Source organism: Deinococcus ficus, from assembly GCF_003444775.1.
GTDB classification, from domain to species: Bacteria; Deinococcota; Deinococci; order Deinococcales; family Deinococcaceae; genus Deinococcus; species Deinococcus ficus.
In genome coordinates, this window is record NZ_CP021083.1 from 179,602 (window position 1) to 193,991 (window position 14,390).

A 14,390-nucleotide genomic window follows, 5' to 3' on the forward strand; every position below is an offset into this window, starting at 1 on the left:
CGTACTGGGTTGCTTAGAGTCTGAGGGCAACACCACAGGCCGCCTCAAAGTTGCCCCGCCGAGACGAGAACCTCGAAATCCGTTTCCGGTTTCGTTCCCAAGCTCTTATCATTAACCTCAACCCATGCGAACAGCCGACGACACCCTGCCCCGGACAGCGCCGGTCAACCCGAACGACGTTGACCTGAGCAAAGTCCTCAGTGTTCTCAAGCGGCACTGGCTGCCCCTCCTCCTGATTCCTAGCCTGACCGCCGGGGGAACCTACGCCCTGCTCAACCGCGTGCCCCCGACGTACCAGGCGGGCACCAGCATCATGTCCGGCGGAACTTCGAACGGGAACCTCGCCCTGAACGGGGCCATCGTTTCAGCCACGCAACTGCCGGAAGGCGCGGTGGACTCGGTCATTCACAGTCGCGCCCTGGTCGAGCAGGTGATCGGTGCCGTGCAAAGCTCGTCCCTGCCTCCGCAATTGAAAAGCGAGATCGCCAGCGATCTTCGTGCGGAACTGTCCAGCGGGCAGTACCGCCGACTGCAAGTCCGCACGAAAATCGACAATCAGCAGCGGGGCGTGTACACCCTGACGTCCACCGCCGAATCACCGGCCGCCGCGCGCGTCCTCGCGAACGCGGCCACGCAGAGCCTCCTCCAGTGGGACGTCGACCGCGTCCGGATCGGCGTCACCCAGGCCCGCCGGAACCTTCAGGACCAGCTCGACAACCTCACCGCACGCCTGGCCACCCTCCCCCCGAACAGTGTGGAACGCGACAGTCTCGTCGCGGCTCGCGGGCAACTTCTGCTGAGCCTCTCGCAGGCCACCGTTCTGGAGCAGGGGGCCATCGGGAGTCTCGTGCGCCTGGCCGAAGCGAACGATCCCAGCCGGCCCATCGCTCCGAAACCCCTCCGGAACGCTGTCCTCGCGTTCCTGCTGGCGCTGTTCGCCACGGCGGGCAGCGTCCTCCTGCGGGACTCGCTGCGCCGCAAGATCAACGCTCCGGCGGATCTGCCCCCCGGCCTGCCCATCCTGGGAAGCGTACCCCGCCTGAAAAGCCGCAAACGCAGTGCGGTGCTGCAAAACGACCATAGCGGCGCTTACGAGGCGGGCGGGTTCATTCGCGTGAACGTCCTCGCGAAACTCGAGGGCCACAGTCACCCGGTCATCGTGGTCACCAGCCCGGGCCCGTTCAACGGGAAGAGCACCGTCACGGCCATGATGGCCAAAGCCCTCGCCGAAGGTGGACGGCGCGTCCTCCTGATCGACCTTGATCTCCACCGGCCCACGCAGCACGAGTTCTGGCCGGTCGCCGGGCTGGAATGGCGGCCCCTGCCGGAGGCCGTCACGACACCGAACGCGCAGCGCAGCATCCTGGATGCCGCCGCGCACCCCGATCAGGCGAGCGTCCTGGCGGTCGCGGAGAACATCGATCTCCTCCCCGCGCAGGCCGTCAGCCGTCAGGTGGTCACGGCCCTGAATAACCTGAATCTCATGCAGCAGATCCGCACCTGGGCGCAGCAGTACGACGCCGTGCTGCTCGACACGCCGCCCGTCCTGGCGCTCTCCGACGCCCTCCTGTTGGGGCAGGCCAGCGACGGCGTCGTGATGGTCGCCAGCTCAGGCGAGACGTCCACGCAGGAACTCGAGCGGGCAGTGGACGCCTTCACGGCCACGCAGGGCAGGCTGCTGGGCGTCATCCTGAACAAGGTGCCCAGGTCCAGCGAAGGGTACGCCTACTACAGTTACCGCCGCTGAGCCCTGCGGCGCAGCCCAAAACCAGAAAAGAGAAAAAACCCCCGCCCCAGCCGAGTGCTGGAGGCGGGGGCCTCTCATTGCCGCAAGTCGTCCGTGCCTGAAAAAGCTCCCTCCGCGGTGGCCACTGCGAGGGGCTCAGGTGTGAGGTGAGAACCACAGCAGAGGGCCTGCCTGGGCGGCACGCGAGCGGATCAGCCTGCCGGGAACAGGCGGCGGAAGGCCATTTCCACAAGCTGCTCTGCGAACGGCGTCTCCAGCAGCATGGACAGCCATCCGGCACTCGGGGGCGCGTACTCCCGCACGAGCGTCTGCACGATGGCCAGCACGATCCGAGCGCGGGGTTTACCGCCCAGAAGGGGCTTGAGTTCCTGCGCGGCCCGGACGGCGGCGTCAATGAGGCCGATGACCTCACCCCACGTCGCCCCGTCGCGGAGGCGCTGCGCGAACGCGGTCAGCGTCGGAACGTGCGCTTTCAGCCAGGGCGTGAGGTCATCGGGCGTCAGGGTCGCGGCGGTGCGGGTGGGGGCACTGAGGGCCAGCAGGGCGGTCAAAAGCTGGTTTTGCATGGTGGGCTCCTGAATGGGCGCGGCCCCACCGTGACGGGGGGCCGGGAGAGGAGGCGGGTTTACTGAGGCCGGGCCGGAATCGTTGCGGGCGTCACGGGCTGGCGTTCCACCACCAGGTCGCCGTCGGATTGGTGGTAGACGAACAGGCGCTCATAGGCGGCTCGGGCGCTGCCGGGCGGGTACACGGTGCGGAGCTGCTCGACCAGGGCGGCACTGAGGTCGGTGCCGCCGTAGCGGGTCGGCTGGCCGTTCCACACCACCGGCTGCCCGCCGCCCACCGGCACGAGCAGCACGCGGGGCGGCTGGGCCTGGACAGGCGCGCCCGGCACCAGCGGCAGCGCCTTCGCGTAGGCGGCCAGCATCTCGGCGGCGTGCAGCATGGCCGGGCCGTTCACCGCGCGGCGCGTGCCCCGGATGTCCCCGGCGCGGGCGAGCGCATCGGCCTGACTCATGCGGGTCCAGTACGCCGCCGCCGCGAGGGCCGCCGGGCCGATCTGCTCGAGCAGCTCCGGGCGGGCCACCAGGTCCAGGCCGATCAGGTCGCCGGTGCGCTTAAAGTTGGCCTTCCCGGTCGTCTGGATCATCCCCGCGCCCCGGTAGCGCCAGCCGTCGCCGCTCCGGACGTTGCCGTTCCCCAGGCGGTTCGCGTAGACGATGTTCGCCATGCCCTCGGGGTTGCGCACGAAGGCGCTGTCCGGGTAGGCCCGCAGGGCACTGAAGATGCGCCGGGCGCGGGCCGCGTCGGTGTAGTAGAGGTTCTCGCGGCAGGGCGTGAGGTTCGATTCGATGGCGAGGTTGGCGAGCCACGCGGCCACGCTCTCGGGGTCGGTGATGCCAAAGCGAACCGCCGCCTTGCTCAGGGCATCGGCGGCGGCTTGCGGGTTCGGGTGGCGGGGACTCAGCTTGCGGATCAGGTCCGGGGTGATCATGGTCTCTCCTTGAGGTTGATGTCCGCCGCGACGGCGACGCTGAACAGCGGGTGATGCCGGACCTTCGCGTCCAGTTCATCCCCGGGTTGCAGGACCGTCCAGAAGCGCGTGGGCGTCACCTTGCGCCCCGCGATCTTGTACGTGGTGCTGAACACGCCCACCACCGGCCGGGACTGCCCGGCGGCGCGGAACTCCCGTTCCACCCGGTCGACGCTCGTCACCCGGTAGTGCAGGCCCGTGACGGGCGGCGCGGCACTCAGCAGAACCAACGCCAGGAGCAGCAGGGCCCTCACTTGATTTCCTTGCCGGTCACGGCACGTTTGAGGATGTAGTGCATGCGCCAGGCGGCCATGTCCAGCAACGTGACGGCCGCCAGGAATCCGAACACGCCGTTCCCGACAAGCAGGCGGTGCGGACTGCTGGTGCGTTCCACCTCGAAGAACGCGGCTGCCATGAAGTACAGGGCCACGCCGAGCAGCGCGGCCGCCCGGAGCCACGCCAGCACCTGGAATCGGCGGCACGTCGCCCGGTCCCAGGTGCCTTCCAGTTCGTTGCCGTGCACGGCGTTTCACAAGGCGATGAGGAACGCCACGCCGTTCAGGCCGCCGGAGAAGATCCGCACGGTGAACAGCAGGTCCGGCCCGGCGGCAGCGTCCAGCCACCAGGCTTTCGCGGTGAGCAGCAACTCAGGCATGGGGGTCCTCCTGGGCTGGGGTCGGCGCGCCAGGCAGGTCAGGGGTGGAATCCGGGGTGACGGGCACCGGCATTTCCGGCGCGGGACTGGCGGGCGCGGGCGTGCCCCCCTGCCCCTGAATGGCGTCCCGCATCTGGGGGAGCATGGTGCCGAAGTCGTCGCTGTCCACGCCGAGCTTCTTCGCGGCCCACCGGACGAACAGCAGCGGCACGATCACGGCGGGCGCGACGCCGCTCATCGCGCCGAGTGCCCCGGCGGCCGTGGGCGAGAGGTGCGCGACCTCGCTGAGAAAGAGGCTCACGCCGCCGCCCGTGATGCCGCTGACGACCATGGCCCCGACGAGTTGCCGGGTGGGGAGTTTCAGGCCCATCGCGTAGATCAGCGCGGCCTGCATGACGAACGCGAGGCCGCCCGGAACGACGGCCTCCACGACACTGGGGGGTAATTTATCCACTGAGCCTCCCGGGTCCCGCCATGAATGGGTGCGGCCAGCCTGGGCGGGGTGCAGGCTGGCCGGGGAATGAGAAACCTTCGCGCATGTCGGGGGCTGGAGGTGGAGCCCGTGGGTGACCGTTCAAAGTGACCTCCAGGAATTGAAAAGCCCCCAGCGTCTGCCGGGGGCTTCGTGCTCTGTGCAAGCGCCAAACTTTACTCTTCCAACGCCCGCACCAGCCGGGCCGGTACACCCGCCACTAAAGAGTTCGGTGGGACATCCTTCGTGACGACACTGCCTGCGGCAACAATGGAACCAGGCCCCAGAGTCACACCTGGCATCACTAACGAACCGGCGCCCAGCCAACTCCCTCTCCCGATCGTCACGCCCTTAGAAAATCCTGGACCAGCTCGCCGGGTCGCGCCTCCCACCTCATGACTGCCTGTGATGATCATCACGCGCGGCGCGATGTCGACATTGTCCTCAATGACCACGGGCGCTCCTGGATTCCCGCCGATGAACACACCGCCACCAATCCAAATATCTTCGCCCAGCACAACATGGGCCGTATCGAAATGAGCACCGCTATGAATCCTGGTGCCGCCACCAACTTGCACTCCTGCCCACCGGAGCAACTGACGCTTCTGCTCGAACATCCTGGTTGCAGGTAACTGCGCGATCAAGCGTTGCGCGGCCAGGAACTTTACGCGAGACATAGGCCGATCATACTCGTCTCAGTTCTGCCTGCCGGACGCGCAGGTGCCGGAGCGTCAGCCAGGCCATAGGCAGTAACGCCAACGTCACGTAAACGATACTCGCCACGGGGAAGTAACCCGACAACCCCAGGTACTTCAGCGCCATGTACTTCGCGATGAGTCCAGCGGTCGAAGCGATGATCTGCACCCACATCTGGGATCGCAGCAGGTCCATTGCGCTCATGTAATTGTTAAAGACCAGGATGACGGTCGAAGCGAGCGTTTGCACAGCGATCCATACCAGATCCACTTGATTGACGATCAGCTTTCCCTGTCCCAAGTAACCGTAGATCGGCCCTGCCAGCACAACAATCAAAGTGCTGAGGAGCAGCAGGATGCCGACGCTACCAAACGTGATTCTGCCCAGCAGGCGTTTCAACTGCCCAATTTCGTTCGCGATATTCAACCGGTAAAAGACAGGCCAAAGCGCCGTGGAGAACAAAGTGACCGCTAAGGGAAGTGCCTCGAAGGGTCGCCGAGCAACGGTCAGGTATGTCACGTCCTGTGCGCCCAAGAGGCCGTTCACGATGAATGGATCGACCGCAGTTCCTATCAGGAATGTTAATTGGAAAGCCACGTAGTACTTGCCTGCGCTGAACACGCGCCTGTTGTCCTGAAGGATGCGCCGCAGAGGCCATGAAGGCTCGGTCTGTGGACCCAAATCATTTCGTATGTACCGCCGAGCATTCACCATCGCCATGACTACGTTTGGCAGCAGGGCGGCCACGATCAACGTAAACAGGTTGGGAACGAGCCACAGGACGATAAGGGAGGACACAAAACTAATGACCTTTCCGGCCCCTTCCCACTGAACGTATTCGTGCCCACGCTCCTGTGCCAGTTGCACCCGCCCCCACAGGGACGGAGAGATGCCCATCACGAAAATGCCCAGGGCCAGCATCAAGGCGGCGTACATCCGCTCAGGTTCAACCCCTGGAGTCGTACCCGGTCCGAAAGCGTACCAGCCTATTCCTAGCGCGCCGAGGCACAGCCACACCAGAGCAATCAGTCTGAGCACTCTGGCCAGGCCAAGCAGTCGCTCACGCTCCGACATGAGATTGCCCTTCTCATGCTGTACACGGCCCATCTCGTTCACGACTCCATAGGTGATCCCGAAGTCTGGGGAGGACACCAGGTTGGGAATGAGGGTCGCCAATGCCCATAATCCGTACTCCAGCACGCCCAGCTTCTGAATGGCGAGAGGAGTGATCACCAACGTGCTCAGGATGGCAACGGACCTGGGCAGAAGGTTGGTCAGGCCGTACTTCACGACACTGCTGCCCCGCAGGACCTGAAGTTTTGCTGGAAGGATCGGCATAAGTCCTATCGCAGCCTCAAGTACACATGTCGACGAGAGCCGATAGAGACCTCATGGCTATTTACTTTGGGAAACAAATTCTCTCTCGAAAGCCATAACTAGTCGCCTGAGCGCCTCGACATGATCCTCGTCGGAAATGTGGTTGGGGGGACCGTTAGGGGTAGGCGAAACGTCGATCAAGTAGATCTTCCCCTCGTCGTAATCACGAAGAACGTCCAACTCGCCGAAATCCAGACCATGCGCTTGGCAGAAGTCCACAATCATAGTGAGTTCTTCTTCGGTAAAGACCGACAAAGGCTCGAGTAGCTCGGTGCTGCTGTTCACGGCGCTGAAGCGCATGTGCATGGGCCGCAATTTCCGATAGACGAAGGGAATGGTATTCCCCACCACGGGAACGCGCAAATCCTCCGCCATTCCAGGCAGAGGCTCATTCTTCACGACCCGTTGATACACATATGCCGGATCCATGTCGGCAAGGGGACCCTGAAGAACGACGCCATCATGGGCGGCATTCCCATTGGACTTGCGCACCATCTTCCCCGTATAGGTCGTCGGATCAACTTCAAGAGAGTACCCAAACAGTTCCTGGTGAACCCGTCCAGTATGCGTCTTTGTGATGTTCGTGCAGTTGATGTTCAGGACGCGTCCACGCTCAGCCATGTTCCTAAGACTCTCGTCAATTTGGACATCAGAGCCGTAATTCCAGTGGATCATGAGATCTGCCGTCTGCTTGGGATTCCGCAGCACCTTATACCCCAGCAAATGCCGGACTTTAAACATGGCATTCCCATGGTTGGGGGCCTGCGGGTAGAACAAGATGCTGCGGCGACTTCCACCGTTGCGCAGGAAGTTTCTGTAAAAGATTTTCTTGTACCTCGGTGCCGTCTTCAGGTAGAGCATAAAGAGGTAGGCGGGCAGGAGTACCCGCTTGATAGGTTTAGGAATCATCATTCACCAAGTGTAATCGGCCAGACCAACAACCGCTGAACGAAACTTGTGGTACAAGGCGTTCATGCGGCGAATCGTTCTCTGGCAACCCGTTCACAGCCCACATCAGTTCGCGCTGATCAACGCACTATCTCGGCATGAGGGGCAGTATGACGTCGTTCTGGTGGTCAGTCGAGAAGTGGGCGAGATGCGTGCCGGTTTGAACTGGGGCACAGAGAAATATGAGCACGTCCAGGTGCATCAAGCGCCCAGCCCTGCCGAGATTGATCTTCTGGTCAAGCATCACCCCACCGAAAGCGTTCATATTTTCTCTGGCCTGGAAGCAGATGCCATTGGGAAGGCGGCTTTGAACGCCTGCATCCGCCACGGCGCAAAAGTGGCCATCATGGCGGAATCCCCCACGCATCAGGGACCCACTCTGAAGGGGCTGGCCACGCGCGTAAAGTACGCACGCTTGGCTGTGCGGTACAGGCGCTTCATCTCTCATTTGTTCACCATTGGCGCAGCAACGCCACGCTTCTACGAATCGGTCGGATTCAAGGGAGTACGGATGGTGCCTTTCGGTTATTACATAGATCACCCCAGGCGCACCCCAGCCCCACGCGAGGGCAACACCGTCCGGCTGTTGTTCGTGGGCAGGGCCTCACCAGCGAAGGGCGGAGAACTTCTCCTGAACGCACTGGCGCAGGTGAGCGGTGACTGGCACTTGACTCTCGTGACCCAAGGCCCAGAGCGGCCCACCTGGGAGACGCAGGTGAGCCGCCTCGGGTTGAGTGACAGGGTTCAATTCACCGACTTCGAGGCTAACGAACAGGTGCAGCAACGTATGGCAAACAGCGACCTCCTCATCCTCCCGAATACGGGCAAGGAAGGTTGGGGCGCAGTGGTCAACGAGGCGCTGCTTCAGGGCACGCCGGTCCTCTGCACTACGTGGACTGGCGCGCAGGATTTGGTGCGTGCAGCACCCGGAGGCGGCAAGGTGGTCAAACCGCAGCTCGAAGACTTGAAGCTCGGGCTTCAGGCCTTTGTGGATCAAGGCCCTAGAACTTCCGAGATGCGAGCAACGACTTCAAGTTGGGCCCAGGAGACTATCTCTGGGGCCGCTGCCGCAGACCTTATGGTGAAGTCGCTCCTCACGTGATGGAAAGGCGTGATGACAGGAAGAAAGTAGCCAGCATAGCCCGTGGATGGGGGAACTGGATGGCGGGCGTTGGGCTTCTGTCCCTGGTGGGCGGAGGTATCGCGCAGATGTTCGTGCCTCCCACCATCTCTCCTCTTGCGCTTATGGCCTCGTCATGTACGGACACTCCTCACTGGAAGCCAGTTTGGTCAAGTGGTGAAGGTGCGCTGCGCCCCGTAGGAACCGGTTGGTTCATGGCCGGGAGATCCGTCCTTGAAGCGACTGTGTGCAGTGCTGGCACACTGACGCTCACAGTCGACCAGGAAGGCTTAGGAGCACCCAATGTGAGCGTCATGTTGGATGGGACGCTTCTCGCTGACCTGCCTGTAACGCGCCCCGACACATTCAAAGTGAACGTGCCCCATGCTGGACACCTCCAGGTGGGGTACTTCAACGACTACTACGAGTCGGAGGCGCGGCTCATCGAATTCCGCAATATGCGGTTGAATCGCCGCGAATGTCAGTTCATTACGGATGTCACCATCCCCAGCGAGAAAGGTGGTGGGTGGGCCCCTGCACCGCGCATCGGGACACTTTTCAGTGATCTCCCCGGCACCGTCCGGCCCTGCGGCCCTGGCCGACTGACATTCACTGTGCGCGGCCAGATCGCGCAAGGTAAGAAGCCGATCCTAAGGGTCACCCAGAAAGGTGCCGTGCTGCTTAACCAGCAGATTGCTGCCGCACCCTCCACCATAGAACTTGAAGTTTCTGGCGAACCGCTCCAGATGCAGCTTCTCAACCCATACGCGCGGGAGATCGCAGACCGTAACCTTCACCTCCGCAATCTTTCGTGGGTATCTGCCCGGTAAAGCTCTTACAATTTTCAAATGACTGTTGCTGCGCCTCTGCCTTTGCCCAGTGTGCGGGTATCGTTCGTTGGGCTGTGTGCACCTCTGGCCTTCGTTGCAGCACTCGTTCCAGGCGGGATCTTCATTTCCGTCCTCCTCCTGCTGTACCTGGCTTTCCACGGCCGCGCCTTGGACGCCCTGGCCACGCTTGTCTTGCTGACGCTGTCCAATCCCATCATGTTCACCATGACCGGTCTTGACCTGCTCCGGTACGTTGTGCTGCTGACCAGTCTCGGTCTGCTGTGGCCCGGCTGGAAAATCACTGACCTCAATGTCGCGTGGAGTATATCGCTTCTGGCGGCTCTGATCGTTTTTAACAGCCTGGTCGTTTCTCCAATCCCCAGCATTTCGCTCTTTAAGGGCGGCCTTCTCATCTTCACCCTCTGGACGCTTTTCAATACCCGCAAAGGCGACTGGGATGGTTTCGCCCTCCGTATCGACCGGGCCATTCCCTGGTATCTCCTCCTGTCGCTGCCCACCCTGTTCATTCCCTCCATCGGCTTTGCACGCAATGGCACCGGCTTTCAGGGGCTGACCAATCAACCGCAAGCGTTCGGGGTAATTTCCGCCCTTCTGGCTTCCTGGCTGATCTATCGTCTCTGGAATGTCAAGGCAGGCCTGCCTCTTCCCATCGGCCTGATATGCGCTGGCGTGCTGCTGACAAGCATCATTCTGTCCGAGGCGCGCACAGCCCTTCTCGGCCTTACAGCCGCCTTTCTTTTCACCTGGCTGATTCAGATGCTTCGCAGTGCCAGGCATCTGGGCCTCAAAATCCTGTCCTCCTTCCTCCTAATCGGCGCAGGAGTTGCTGCCACTCAAACTGCCACCTTTGCCTACTTTTTATCCAAAGGAACGGATGCTTCAGCACCCCTTGAAGCAGCCAGCGATTCGAGAGGCTTCCTGGTCGAGAGGAGCCTGAGCAACTTCCAGCGTGAACCTCTCCTCGGCATTGGTTTCGGCATTCCTTCAGATGTTGAAACAGCCCAGGTAACTTATGCGCCAGTCGTTGACATCCCCATCAGCGTCGCTCTGGAGAAAGGCGTGTGGGTCAGTGCCACGCTAGAGGAACAGGGAGTCATAGGCATGGGGGCCATCATCATCCTGTGCCTCACGCTGGTGGTGTATGCCATCAAGACTGGTCGCTATATGGGTATTCCCCTGCTTGCCTTCCTGCTCGCCAGCAACCTGGGAGAAATGACCATGTACAGCATGGGCGGCCTGGGCCTGCTTCTGTGGCTTGCCGTGTTCGCGGCGTTCAGGATCGAAGACCAAAGCCTGCCACGCAGTCAGTAATTCCGCCCGGCTTTCTGCTGGGCGGTGGATTGAAACGGTACATGGAGTCTCCCGAAGGCTGGTTGCGGGCAGACGTGGCAGATGCGCGGAATGACGAGCCCCCGCACGGGGCGGGGGCGGAATGGGGGGCCGATACTGTGTGGCGTCAGGCTTCCCGCGTCAGGTCCTCAACTCCGACCTCTACGACCTCCAGGAAACTCACCTCAATCGTGGCTGGCGCGGTGATGCACTCCAGGAAAACGAACGGGCGCAGCCAGCCCGCCCCGGCAGGGATCGTGAAATCCCACTCCAGCAGGCCATTCTCGAACGCCGCCGCTCCGGTCAACGTCCGGGTGCCGTAGGTCGTGACGACCGGCGTGTTCTGGTCGGGTCCGTAGGTGTACGCGCCCAGTTTCAGCCCGCCCCCTGCCCAGGTCGTCGCAATCGCCGCGCCGCCCGCCGTGCGGTAGCGCACGCCCAGGCGGTAGGTGCGCCCCGGCTCCACCGCGATCAGCCGTCCGTTGACCGGGCGGAGCGTGCCCATCATCCCGTGCGTGACATTGGCAATCGTGATTTTCGCGTGGCTGATGCCGCCGTAACTGGTGTTGTCGTCCACGATGCTCAGGGCGTAGTTGCTGGCCGTCGCGCCGCCGCTGTAGGCCATCTCCCAGCCCGTCTCGAAATTATGCTCCAGCACGCCATACGCGAGGTTGTAGCTCCGCACCACGCTCGCCAGGGACCGCACGGGCAACCCGATCAGCCGCGCGAATTGCAGCGTGCGGAGCAGTCCGGGGCGTTTATCAATGCCGTCGGCAACGTCCGTCCGGGCGTGCCAGTACGCGCTGATCCCGTACCCGCCGCGCACGGCGTCCAGCATCTGCGCCTCCCGGAGTCGGGTCAGCGGCCCGCCCGCCGCGCCTTCCTTGAACAGGGTGTCCAGCGGAATGCCGGGCGGCTCGAACTTCCGGCGGTTGCCCTCGTGCAGGATGTTGGCTTTCGAGATGCTGAAACTGTTGATGCTGGTGCGCCCGTACTGGAAAAACCGACGGGTGGCGCGGGTGACTGCCGCGTCACGCTCACCGAACGGGTAGGCGTGACCGAACGGATACCGCACTCCGGCAGCACGCATGGCGCGGTAATTGTCGCGGGCATCCTGAACATGCTGGGCGTAGGTGTACCCGCCCGTCACGCGGTACAGGTGGTCCACGGTGTGACCGCCGATCTCCACGCCGAGTTTTTCCAACTCCGGCCATTTCGTGGCGGGCATGTAACTGGGGTTGGGGTTGGTGGGGTGGTCGGCCCTGCGCCCACTGCTGACGTAGATGGTGCAGGTGCCGCCGTACTCGGCGACCAGGGCCGCGTCCTCCTCCTGGCTCAGGTACCCGTCGTCCATTTGCAGGCTCAGCACCGGGCCGCTGTCCAGGCGCATACCACGCGGCAGTTGCCACCAGCCCGTGTCCAGGGTGCCGACGCCCTTGCTGGGTTTATTTAGCCCCATCAGTACACCCCCAGGGCGCGAATACTCGCGCTCCCTGATGTTCCGGTCCAGACGTGGAGCGATTTCACCCGCAGCGGGATGTCGCTGATGCTCTCACCGGGGAGCAGTTTCAGGAATCTGCCCGCGCCACTGTCTGCGGCGTTGAAACTCAGGGAGACGGTTTCGGTGGCGCTGTCGTTGGTGATGTAGGCGATATAGCTCACATCGAATGGCACGGCGGTAGCTGCCTGCACAGCGGTAACGTTGGCGGTCAGGTATTTGGTGTAGGTGCGGAGCGGTAGGCTCATGCCAGTTCCCCCTCAATGTTGACCGTAATGCTGCCCGCTGTCGGCGCGGCGGCCGCCAGCGCCTCAATTCGCAACTGATTCCCACTCTGCCCACTGAGCAGGTTATTCAGCCACGGGAAACTGAGCCGCTCCCAGAAATTGGTCCAGGTCAGGTTGGAGGCTCCGACGGGCGGTGGGTCGGTGCATTCAACGCTGCGAACGCTCCAGGAGCGAGATTTCCCAGCGCGGAATGCGGCCTGAGGACATTATAGTCGGCCCTCCAATCTTCGATCTTCTCCGCGGCATCCTCCATCGACAGGAACCAATGGGCATTCAGGCACTCATCCCGGAAACTCCCATTGAACGATTCGATGTGGGCATTGTCCTGAGGGCGCCCAGGACGGGAGAAATCCAGTGTCACCCGCTGCTCGTAGGCCCACAAATCCAGGGCCTTACTGACGAACTCACTGCCATTGTCCACCTGGATGCGCTCGGGGGCCCCCCGAGCGCTCGTGACTGAACGCATGATCTCCACCACCCGCTCGGCACGGATGCTGACGTCCACATGAATGGCCAGACATTCTCGGGAATACACGTCCAGCAGCGTCAATGCTCTGAACCGCCGGCCGTTGAATAACGCGTCTGAAACGAAATCCATCGACCACACCTGGTTCACCTTCACTGGATCTGTTCGCGCGGCACGGTGTGCCGCGCTCACCCGCCGACGGGGACGCTTCATCCGGAGGTTCAGCCCCGCCTGTCGGTAGAGCCGGTAGAGGCGCTTGTGATTGATCTGCCAGCCTTCCCGCTGCATCAGGATGTGAATCCGCCGGTACCCGTATCGGACGCGGGTCTGGGCGATCTCGGTCATGCGCTGGACGATCACCGGCTCGTTCGGTGGACGTCGTGGCAGGTACCTCAAGGTGCTTCGCGAGGCGCGAAGCACCCGGCAGGCCCGCCGCTCGCTGACCCGATACCCATCCTGAAGGTGGGTGACCAGGCCGTGACGCTGGGCGGGCTTCAGAGCTTTGATTTGATGACGTCCTGCAGCATGACTTTGTCCAGGCTCAGGTCTGCGACCAGCTGTTTGAGCTTGCGGTTTTCCTCCTCAAGCTGCCTTAGGCGCCGCAGTTCACTGACTCCCAGGCCACTGAATTTCTTCTTCCAGTGGTAAAAGGTCGATTCGGCGATGCCCATCTTCCGGCAGATTTCCCCGATAGAGACGCCAGTTTCAGCCTGTTTGAGCGCGAACGCGATCTGCTCTTCGGTGTGCTTCTTTCCCTTCATGCTGACCTCCGGGGATGGACCCCGTCATGATGTCAGACCCTCCATTCTCATCTGGACTCGTTTTCAGGGAGCAGGTCAAGAACCAAACTACGTCTGAAAGCCGTGCTGGTGCATATCTTTCCTGCGTGAACGAGAGCACACGCTGAGGCGGAGGTGGTGCGCCTATGACCCGGTTCGCGTATCCGAACGAGTTCACGGATGCCGAATAGGACGTGATTCGACAGCTGCTCCCTACTGCGGCTCCGGTCGCCCGCCTTTGGAAGTGGTGGCCGGGGCAGATCCTGGATGGCATTTTATATAATCCTGCGCGGGGGTATCGCCTGGCGGGTGATGCCCCATGACTTTACGCCCAAGCAGACGATCTATCACCTCCACCGCGCCTGGCGAGTTCAGGGCGTCTGGGAGACCGTGCATACGACGCTGCAGGAATCGCTTCGATTCCGGGACAGAAGGGAGGGGACGCCCAGCGCCGCAATCATCGACAGCCATTCTGTGAAAACGACTGAGACTGTTGGACCCCGCAGGTACGACGGCGGCAAAAGGTCAGTGGTCGCAAGCGTCACCGGCCCATCGACCCCCTGGTGATGGCGCTCAAGCTGAACGAAGCGGACACTACAATCGTACTGGCGAGATCATGATGCTGCGCGAT

At 62.4% G+C, this 14,390-nt stretch carries 17 protein-coding genes; 5 read left to right on the forward strand and 12 right to left on the reverse strand.

Features of this window, described 5'->3' with window-relative positions:
• Positions 1-124: 124 nt before the first annotated feature.
• A complete protein-coding gene (locus DFI_RS17250; protein ID WP_051307575.1) occupies positions 125-1,747 on the forward strand; it encodes an AAA family ATPase in 1,623 nt (540 codons plus the stop codon).
• Between the two features lie 191 nt (positions 1,748-1,938).
• Here DFI_RS17250 and DFI_RS17255 read toward each other — a convergent pair whose 3' ends face one another.
• The 9 genes from DFI_RS17255 to DFI_RS20340 form a co-directional block, all read right to left on the reverse strand.
• A complete protein-coding gene (locus DFI_RS17255; protein WP_027462395.1) occupies positions 1,939-2,313 on the reverse strand; it encodes a hypothetical protein in 375 nt (124 codons plus the stop codon).
• Positions 2,314-2,372: 59 nt separating this feature from the next.
• Complete coding sequence (locus DFI_RS17260) at positions 2,373-3,242, reverse strand: glycoside hydrolase family 19 protein (RefSeq protein WP_051307576.1); 870 nt, start codon at positions 3,240-3,242, stop codon at positions 2,373-2,375.
• Positions 3,239-3,535: a hypothetical protein gene (locus DFI_RS17265; protein ID WP_027462396.1), complete on the reverse strand. Its 297-nt coding sequence runs from the start codon at positions 3,533-3,535 to the stop codon at positions 3,239-3,241. Before DFI_RS17265 ends, DFI_RS17260 begins: the two co-directional genes overlap by 4 nt.
• Complete coding sequence (locus DFI_RS17270) at positions 3,532-3,804, reverse strand: hypothetical protein (RefSeq protein ID WP_027462397.1); 273 nt, start codon at positions 3,802-3,804, stop codon at positions 3,532-3,534. Before DFI_RS17270 ends, DFI_RS17265 begins: the two co-directional genes overlap by 4 nt.
• A 6-nt stretch (positions 3,805-3,810) precedes the next feature.
• Entirely contained in the window at positions 3,811-3,936 is a 126-nt protein-coding gene (locus DFI_RS21005; protein WP_276345322.1) for a hypothetical protein, read from the reverse strand.
• The gene (locus tag DFI_RS17275; protein ID WP_155864511.1) at positions 3,929-4,390 is read right to left on the reverse strand and encodes a hypothetical protein; all 462 of its coding nucleotides are present in this window, start codon (positions 4,388-4,390) and stop codon (positions 3,929-3,931) included. The genes DFI_RS21005 and DFI_RS17275 overlap by 8 nt, the downstream gene beginning before the upstream one ends.
• 194 nt (positions 4,391-4,584) lie before the next feature.
• Positions 4,585-5,085, reverse strand: coding sequence for an acyltransferase (locus tag DFI_RS17280; RefSeq protein ID WP_081425765.1), 501 nt, complete (start codon positions 5,083-5,085; stop codon positions 4,585-4,587).
• Between the two features lie 7 nt (positions 5,086-5,092).
• A complete protein-coding gene (locus DFI_RS17285; protein WP_027462399.1) occupies positions 5,093-6,442 on the reverse strand; it encodes a lipopolysaccharide biosynthesis protein in 1,350 nt (449 codons plus the stop codon).
• A gap of 57 nt (positions 6,443-6,499) precedes the next feature.
• The gene (locus tag DFI_RS20340) at positions 6,500-7,393 is read right to left on the reverse strand and encodes an ATP-grasp domain-containing protein (RefSeq protein WP_051307577.1); all 894 of its coding nucleotides are present in this window, start codon (positions 7,391-7,393) and stop codon (positions 6,500-6,502) included.
• Positions 7,394-7,454: 61 nt separating this feature from the next.
• On the opposite strand from DFI_RS20340, the gene DFI_RS17295 reads away from it, so the two are divergent.
• The 3 genes from DFI_RS17295 (at position 7,455) to DFI_RS17300 (ending at position 10,711) form a co-directional block, all read left to right on the forward strand.
• Positions 7,455-8,531 (forward strand): glycosyltransferase family 4 protein, encoded by a 1,077-nt coding sequence (locus tag DFI_RS17295; RefSeq protein WP_155864512.1) that lies wholly within the window; start codon positions 7,455-7,457, stop codon positions 8,529-8,531.
• A 323-nt stretch (positions 8,532-8,854) separates the two neighbouring features.
• Positions 8,855-9,379: a hypothetical protein gene (locus DFI_RS20345; RefSeq protein WP_155864513.1), complete on the forward strand. Its 525-nt coding sequence runs from the start codon at positions 8,855-8,857 to the stop codon at positions 9,377-9,379.
• 18 nt (positions 9,380-9,397) lie between these two features.
• Positions 9,398-10,711 (forward strand): O-antigen ligase family protein, encoded by a 1,314-nt coding sequence (locus DFI_RS17300; RefSeq protein ID WP_027462401.1) that lies wholly within the window; start codon positions 9,398-9,400, stop codon positions 10,709-10,711.
• A 145-nt stretch (positions 10,712-10,856) separates the two neighbouring features.
• Here DFI_RS17300 and DFI_RS17305 read toward each other — a convergent pair whose 3' ends face one another.
• From DFI_RS17305 to DFI_RS17315, 3 genes are all read right to left on the reverse strand, one after another.
• Positions 10,857-12,188: a polysaccharide deacetylase family protein gene (locus tag DFI_RS17305; RefSeq protein WP_081425767.1), complete on the reverse strand. Its 1,332-nt coding sequence runs from the start codon at positions 12,186-12,188 to the stop codon at positions 10,857-10,859.
• Positions 12,188-12,475, reverse strand: coding sequence for a hypothetical protein (locus DFI_RS17310; RefSeq protein ID WP_027462403.1), 288 nt, complete (start codon positions 12,473-12,475; stop codon positions 12,188-12,190). The genes DFI_RS17305 and DFI_RS17310 overlap by 1 nt, the downstream gene beginning before the upstream one ends.
• 148 nt (positions 12,476-12,623) lie before the next feature.
• Positions 12,624-13,741 (reverse strand): IS3 family transposase gene (locus DFI_RS17315; RefSeq protein WP_118376019.1). Its coding sequence is split into 2 segments (ribosomal slippage): positions 12,624-13,486 and positions 13,486-13,741, totalling 1,119 coding nucleotides; the frame shifts between segments, so codons are not numbered across the junction.
• Between the two features lie 330 nt (positions 13,742-14,071).
• On the opposite strand from DFI_RS17315, the gene DFI_RS17320 reads away from it, so the two are divergent.
• On the forward strand, positions 14,072-14,326 hold the full coding sequence (locus tag DFI_RS17320; RefSeq protein ID WP_244940411.1) for a hypothetical protein: 255 nt from the start codon (positions 14,072-14,074) through the stop codon (positions 14,324-14,326).
• Positions 14,327-14,390: the final 64 nt, after the last annotated feature.